This window comes from Phenylobacterium sp., assembly GCF_965229015.1.
In the GTDB taxonomy this organism is placed as follows: Bacteria; Pseudomonadota; Alphaproteobacteria; order Caulobacterales; family Caulobacteraceae; genus Phenylobacterium.
The window spans coordinates 1521309-1527706 of sequence record NZ_CBDDIM010000002.1 but is presented as its reverse complement, the minus strand read 5'-3'; the positions used below and the strand labels follow the sequence as shown (position 1 = coordinate 1527706).

General features: G+C 66.8%; 9 protein-coding genes. 8 read left to right on the top strand and 1 reads right to left on the bottom strand.

Translation table 11 applies throughout. The features are described 5' to 3' along the window. From ACO06I_RS23795 to ACO06I_RS23775, 5 genes are all read left to right on the top strand, one after another. A partial coding sequence (locus tag ACO06I_RS23795) for a flagellar hook-length control protein FliK (RefSeq protein ID WP_421935095.1) occupies positions 1–731 on the top strand: 731 nt, incomplete at its 5' end. A 10-nt stretch (positions 732–741) separates the two neighbouring features. Continuing rightward, entirely contained in the window at positions 742–1473 is a 732-nt protein-coding gene (locus tag ACO06I_RS23790) for a flagellar hook assembly protein FlgD (protein WP_421935094.1), read from the top strand. 56 nt (positions 1474–1529) lie between these two features. Continuing rightward, entirely contained in the window at positions 1530–2969 is a 1440-nt protein-coding gene (locus ACO06I_RS23785; protein ID WP_421935093.1) for a flagellar hook protein FlgE, read from the top strand. 167 nt (positions 2970–3136) lie between these two features. Beyond that, entirely contained in the window at positions 3137–3427 is a 291-nt protein-coding gene (locus ACO06I_RS23780; protein WP_215341474.1) for a DUF1153 domain-containing protein, read from the top strand. A gap of 139 nt (positions 3428–3566) precedes the next feature. Further along, entirely contained in the window at positions 3567–3965 is a 399-nt protein-coding gene (locus ACO06I_RS23775; protein ID WP_421935092.1) for a DUF5367 family protein, read from the top strand. Here the strand turns inward: ACO06I_RS23775 and ACO06I_RS23770 are convergent. After that, complete coding sequence (locus tag ACO06I_RS23770; protein ID WP_421935091.1) at positions 3940–4323, bottom strand: RusA family crossover junction endodeoxyribonuclease; 384 nt, start codon at positions 4321–4323, stop codon at positions 3940–3942. The genes ACO06I_RS23775 and ACO06I_RS23770 overlap by 26 nt on opposite strands. 97 nt (positions 4324–4420) lie before the next feature. Here ACO06I_RS23770 and fumC point away from each other — a divergent pair, with 97 nt between their 5' ends. The 3 genes from fumC to ACO06I_RS23755 are packed head-to-tail and all read left to right on the top strand — an operon-like array spanning position 4421 to position 6396. Continuing rightward, positions 4421–5812, top strand: coding sequence for a class II fumarate hydratase (gene fumC / locus ACO06I_RS23765; protein WP_421935090.1), 1392 nt, complete (start codon positions 4421–4423; stop codon positions 5810–5812). 38 nt (positions 5813–5850) lie between these two features. Then, a complete protein-coding gene (locus tag ACO06I_RS23760; protein WP_421935089.1) occupies positions 5851–6084 on the top strand; it encodes a type II toxin-antitoxin system CcdA family antitoxin in 234 nt (77 codons plus the stop codon). After that, positions 6085–6396 (top strand): CcdB family protein, encoded by a 312-nt coding sequence (locus ACO06I_RS23755; protein WP_421935088.1) that lies wholly within the window; start codon positions 6085–6087, stop codon positions 6394–6396. Positions 6397–6398: the final 2 nt, after the last annotated feature.

Sequence of the window (6398 nt, the reverse complement as noted above, 5' to 3'; positions counted from 1 at the left end):
CCACCCGCACGGCTCGCAATGAGTCCGGCCGCGGCGAAGCCGCCGCCACCCCGGCCTCTGCGGCGAACGTCGACCAGGCCGCTCAACCCGCCACCGCCCAGGTGGAGGCGGCCGCCGGCTTCGAGTCCGGCGCCGAGGGCAAGTCCGAGGACAAGGCCCCCGCCATCGAGGCCAAGACCGCCGTCGCCGATGACGCCGCCCCCCCCGCCGGTCCCGGCGTCGGCGACCCGGCCGCCATCGCCGCGGCTCCCGCCGCCCCCGCCGAGGTCCGCGCCGGTCCGCAGACCGTCGCCCACCTGGCCGCCCAGATCGTCAAGAAGCTCGAGGGCCGATCGACCCAGTTCGACGTCGCCCTCAACCCCGAGGGACTTGGCCAGGTCGATGTGCGCATCGAGATCGGCGCCCAGGGCCGGCTGACGGCCTCGATGTCCTTCGAGAACGCCCACGCCGCCGCCGAACTGCGCGGCCGGGCCAATGAACTGCAAAAGGCCCTGGAACAGGCCGGCTTCGACGTCAGCGGCGGCATCCGCTTCGACGTCGCCGCCGATCGCGGCCAGGGCCAGGCCGGTCAGGGTCAGTTCGGCCAGGACCCTCAGAACAACGGCGGCGCCTGGCGCGGCCGGGCCTTCCAGGCGGCGCTCGACAGCGCCGACCAGACGGCCGACGCCGCGCTCTCGGGCGCCCTCAACCTCCAACGCCGGACCCAGTCCGGCGTCGACGTCCGAATCTAGGAACCGTCAGATGGTAGATGCAGTCACCGCAGCCGGGGCGACGCCCCAGACCGCCACCCAGACCGGCACCAAGCGGCTCGCCGAGAGCTTCGACACCTTCCTCAACCTGCTGACCACGCAGTTGAAGAACCAGGACCCGCTCTCGCCGCTGGACTCCAACCAGTTCACCCAGCAGCTCGTCCAGATGACCGGCGTGGAGCAGCAGCTCTACGGCAACCAGCTGATGGAGAAGCTGGTGGCCAACACCGGCAGCGGCATCTCCACCGCCGTGGCCCTGATCGGCAAGGACGTCCGCGTCGGCACCGGCGAAAACGCCATCAAGGACGGCAAGGCCGAGTGGAAGGTCGATCTCAGCCGCGCCGCCGACGACGTGAAGTTCGAGGTCCTCGACTCCAAGGGCCGCACGGTGTTCAGCACCACCCCCACCGACAAGAGCGCCGGCGAGCAGACCTTCACCTGGAACGGCAAGGATTCCAGCGGCCAGCAGCTGGACGACGGCGGCCCCTACACCCTGAAGGTCACCGCCAAGGACAGCGCCAGCTCCACCGTCACCTCCAACGTCTCGGTTCAGGGAATGGTCACCGGCGTCGAGCAGGTCGACGGCAAGACCCTGATCACCATCAACGGCGCCAAGCTGCCCTGGGAAAAGGTCACCTCGATCAACCAGGCCGCCGCCCCGGTCACCACCGCCACCACCACCACCCCCACTCCGGACCCCGTCACGTCCGACGCGGCCGCCTAGGCGCGCCGCTCCCGTAACCCTTTGCGACGTACGCAGAACGAAAGAAGGCAACAACCATGAGCATCAACAGTGCCATGCTCGCCGGCGTCTCCGGCCTGGTGTCGAACTCGTCGGCCCTGGCGGCCATTTCCGACAACATCGCCAACGTCAACACCACCGCCTACAAGCGCAACCAGGTGAACTTCGCCAACGTGGTGACGGCCCAGGCCGTCAAGGGCCGCTACTCGGCCGGCGGCGTGCAGGCCGTGACCCGCCAGTTCGTCGCCCAGCAGGGCCTGATCACCAGCGCCTCCTCGCCCACCGACCTGGGCATCTCCGGCGACGGCTTCTTCATCGTCACCCAGAAGCCCACCGGCCTGACCACGGCCGACAACCGCGCCTTCACCCGCTCGGGCTCCTTCAGCGTCGACGCCGACGGCTTCCTGGTCAATGACGCCAAGCTCTACCTGCAGGGCTGGCCGGTGCAGGCCGACGGCACCATCGACGCCAATCCTTCGGACCTGACCAAGCTCGACTCGATCAACGTCAAGAACCTGGGCGCCGCGGTCCGCGCCACCAGCAGCATCGTCATCAACGCCAATGTCGACAAGCGCGGCAACCCCACCTCCGTGGGCGACGGCACCTACGTGCCCACCGTCGACACCACCAGCATGGCCGGCTACGCCGCCGGCGTCGCGGGCGCCACCATCAAGCCCGACTTCACCATCGAGATGAACGTCATCGACTCCGTGGGCGGCGCCCACAAGGTGGCGGTGTCCTTCCTGAAGTCCTCCTCGGCCACCAACCCCAATGAGTGGCACGCGGAAATCTACGCCATCCCGGCCTCCGACGTGGACACCGGCACCGGCGTCCCCGCCCCCGCCGGCAGCCCCCCCGGCCTGATCGCCTCGGGCCTGGTGAACTTCACCCAGACCGGCCAGTTCGACCAGGACAACTCCACCCTCTTCGGGACCAGCGGCACCCCGGCGGTCGGCAACAAGCCGGCCTTCTCCCTGGGCGCCTCCAGCAGCGGGACCTTCCCGGCCTGGGCCGACAATCTCGGCATCGGTTCGCAGGACATCTCCCTCGACTTCTCCAAGCTGGCCTCGCGGCCGGTGGAGTCCTCGGTGACCCAGGTCAATTCCGACGGCGCCAGCGTCGGCAACGTGGTGGGCGTCGAGGTCGACGAGAACGGCATGGTCTCGGCCATCTTCGACAACTCCGAGATCCGTCAGGTCGCCAAGATCGGCCTGGCCACCTTCCCGAACCCGGACGGTCTGACTCCGATCAGCGGCAACGCCTACCGTCCGACCATCCAGAGCGGCGAATTCGTCCTGAAGCAGCCCACCATGGCCGGCGCGGGTCAAATCTCGTCCTCGACCCTGGAAGCCTCCACTGTCGACTTGTCGGCGGAGTTCACAGGACTGATCTCGACGCAGAAAGCTTACTCGGCCTCCTCGAAGATCATCACAACAGCCGATCAGATGTTGGAAGAGTTGATCAACATTAAGCGATAAGTCTTGGCGTTAATGCTCTTTAACTTGCAACGACATCTTAGACTGTACCGTTTTAGTACATGGGGGAGCTGATGATTAGGTCTTTTTTTACTACTGCGATTCACCGGCTGTTATGGCCTGCGGCGTATGGTCCCTCCGAATTGTGATGGTGGGAAAGGCGTAAAGCCATGTTGCAACAACAACAGCAGACCCGGACGAACAGCCGCGGCGAGCCCTATGTGATCGGTCCGACGGGGGTTCCCCTGACGATCGCCGATCTGCCGCCGGTGGACACCGGGCGCTGGGTGATCCGGCGGAAGGCCGAGGTGGTCGCTGCGGTGCGCGGCGGGCTGCTGACGCTCGACGAGGCGTGCGAACGCTATTCGCTGACCAACGAGGAATTCCTCGCCTGGCAGAAGTCCATCGACCGACACGGCCTGGCGGGCCTTCGCACCACCCGCCTGCAACAGTATCGCTGACCTCAACTCCCCCCAGATTGAAGTTCGCGATGCGGCCGCCCCGGGCAACCGGGGCGGCCGCACCCGTTTCGGGGCCCCGTTTCCCTTGGCATGACTGTCGCACAGCTCCGCTTCAACAAGGGCGTGACGGGGGTTGGGCGTGTCGAAACAGGACGGAATGTGGTTCGGGTTGGCGGGGGCCCTGGTCTGGGGCGCGGCGACCCTCTTCTATGTGGTCTTCGCCCGCGGCGTGATTGAGCACGCCTTCTGGTTCTACGTGGTCAACGCCGCCTTGGTGGCCATGGCGCTGGGCCTCTTCTTCCACATCACCCTGCGCTTCCTGCGCACGCCCCGGCGCCAGCGCCGGCTGGCGGCCCTGATCTTCGCCGCCCCCGGCCTGACCGGCGCCATGCTGCTGGGCCTGAACTTCTCAAAGCTGCTGCCGCAACTGCCGCCCGAGAGCTTGGGCCGCTACACCGCCCTCGTCCTTGTGGGTTACGCCATCATGATGGTCGAAGCCCTGGAGCCCAAACCTAGGAAGGCTTCGGCCAGGGGCTGAGGTCCGAGAGCTTGCGGATCGTCACGGCGATCCGTTCCCGCTCGCCGGCCCGGCGCTCCACCAGCAGGCGCGCCACCTGGGCGTCGTCGTGGAAGGCGTAGCCCTTGATGGCGTCGAGGATCGCCTTGGCCAGGTTGTCGAGGTCCATCCAGGGCGGATCGCCGACATACTCCATCACGATCTCCACCGAGAATTCCCCCCAGGTCGGCCGCGAGCCGCGCCAGGCCTTGCGGAAGAACTCGTAGATCAGCGGCTTGTAGACCTTGGCCTGGGTGGACAGACCGTCGACCACGACCTCCATCACCCCTTCGCTCTCGCGGGCGCGCACCTTGGCGTGATGGGTCCAGCCGTCATCCATTGAGGCTCGTCATAGAGGGCTTTGTCCGGCGCCTGAACCCTTGCGCTTGCGCCCGCCGCGTTTAAACCGGCCCGGCGACTTGGCAGGAGGCTAGAACATGACCGCGACCCGCACCGAAACCGACACCTTCGGCCCCGTTGAGGTCGCCGCCGACGCCTATTGGGGCGCCCAGGCCCAGCGCAGCATCCAGAACTTCAAGATCGGCTGGGAGAAGCAGCCCCAGCCCGTCGTCCGGGCGCTCGGCATCGTCAAGCGCGCCGCGGCCGAGGCGAACATGGAGCTGGGCCGCCTCGACCCCAAGATCGGCGCGGCCATCGTCGCCGCCGCCCAGGAGGTGATCGACGGCAAGCTCGACCACCACTTCCCCCTCTCGGTCTGGCAGACCGGCTCCGGCACCCAGTCCAACATGAACGCCAACGAGGTGATCTCGAACCGCGCCATCGAGATGCTGGGCGGGGTGATGGGCTCCAAGAGCCCGGTCCACCCCAATGACCACGTCAATATGAGCCAGTCGTCCAACGACACCTATCCGACCGCCATGCACATCGCCTGCGCCGAGCAGGTGGCCAAGGAGGTCATGCCGGCGCTCGAGCACCTGCACGCCGCGCTGAAGGCCAAGACCAAGGCCTTCGACCACATCATCAAGATCGGCCGCACCCACACCCAGGACGCCACCCCCCTGACCCTGGGCCAGGAGTTCTCCGGCTACACCCAGCAGGTGGCCAATGGCGTGCGGCGCATCAAGGACACCCTCTCGGGCCTCTATGAGCTGGCCCAGGGCGGCACCGCCGTCGGCACCGGCCTGAACGCGCCGGTGGGCTTCGCCGAGTTGGTGGCCGCCAAGATCGCCGCCATCACCCGCCTGCCCTTCGTCAGCGCCCCCAACAAGTTCGAGGCGCTGGCCGCCCACGACGCCATGGTCTTCAGCCACGGCGCGCTCAACACCATGGCCGCCAGCCTGTTCAAGATCGCCAACGACATCCGCTTCCTCGGCTCCGGCCCCCGCTCGGGCCTGGGCGAGCTCTCCCTGCCGGAGAACGAGCCGGGCTCCTCGATCATGCCGGGCAAGGTCAATCCGACCCAGTGCGAGGCCCTGACCATGGTCTGCACCCAGGTGTTCGGCAACAACGCCACCATGAGCTTCGCCGGCGCTTCGGGGCACTTCGAGCTGAACGTCTTCAATCCCGTCATGGCCTACAACTTCCTGCAGTCCTGCCGCCTGATCGCCGACGCCGCCATCAGCTTCACCGACAACTGCGTGGTGGGCATCGAGGCCCGCGAGGACAACATCAAGGCCGCCCTCGAACGCTCCCTGATGCTGGTCACCGCGCTGGCCCCCAAGATCGGCTACGACGCCGCGGCCAAGATCGCCAAGACCGCCCACAAGAACGGCACCACCCTGCGCGAGGAAGCCGTCGGCGGCGGCTACGTCACCGACGCCGAGTTCGACGAGGTCGTGCGCCCGGAGAACATGATCCACCCGGGGTGAGGCTGGCGACGGACGCAAATCGGCGTTACGCTCAGCCCATGGGTAAGATCGAACTCAGGATCGAGATCGACGCCGATCTGCTGGCCAGGGCGAAAGCGGCGGGTCTTGCGCTTGAAGACATAACCGAAGACGCCGTTCGAGCGCGGCTCATGGCTCTCTCGGATGACGAGAAGGCCCGCCTCTGGGCTGAAGAAAACGCCGAAGCTCTCAAGGCTCAGCGTGAGCGGATCGATGCGCACGGTGTGTTCGGCGAGGATTTGCGGACCTGGTAGGTGCGCCAGTTCGAGGTTCACCCCAATCCGGCTGAGCGATCTCGCTCAAGCTATCCCTATGTCGTGGTGATCCAGTCGCACCTGCTGGCCGCATCGCACACGACGTTGGTGGCGCCGATGCTTCGGCAGGATGGGCGCTCAGCCTTCACACAGATCAGCGTCACTGTGCGATTTGAAGAGAGCGACTATGTCGTCCTGGTCGCCGAAATGGCTGCCGTCGATACGCGGCTACTCACCAAGGCAGCAGGCGATCTACGCGACTACGAGGACGACTTCCGCCGCGCCATTGATCGCCTATTCACCGGCTTCTAGCG

Coding starts and splice junctions, on each gene's coding strand:
- ACO06I_RS23790 (WP_421935094.1), top strand. CDS start 742: ATGGTAGATGCAGTCACCGCAGCCGGGGCGACGCCCCAGACCGCCACC.
- ACO06I_RS23785 (WP_421935093.1), top strand. CDS start 1,530: ATGAGCATCAACAGTGCCATGCTCGCCGGCGTCTCCGGCCTGGTGTCG.
- ACO06I_RS23780 (WP_215341474.1), top strand. CDS start 3,137: ATGTTGCAACAACAACAGCAGACCCGGACGAACAGCCGCGGCGAGCCC.
- ACO06I_RS23770 (WP_421935091.1), bottom strand. CDS start 4,323: ATGGATGACGGCTGGACCCATCACGCCAAGGTGCGCGCCCGCGAGAGC.
- fumC (WP_421935090.1), top strand. CDS start 4,421: ATGACCGCGACCCGCACCGAAACCGACACCTTCGGCCCCGTTGAGGTC.
- ACO06I_RS23760 (WP_421935089.1), top strand. CDS start 5,851: ATGGGTAAGATCGAACTCAGGATCGAGATCGACGCCGATCTGCTGGCC.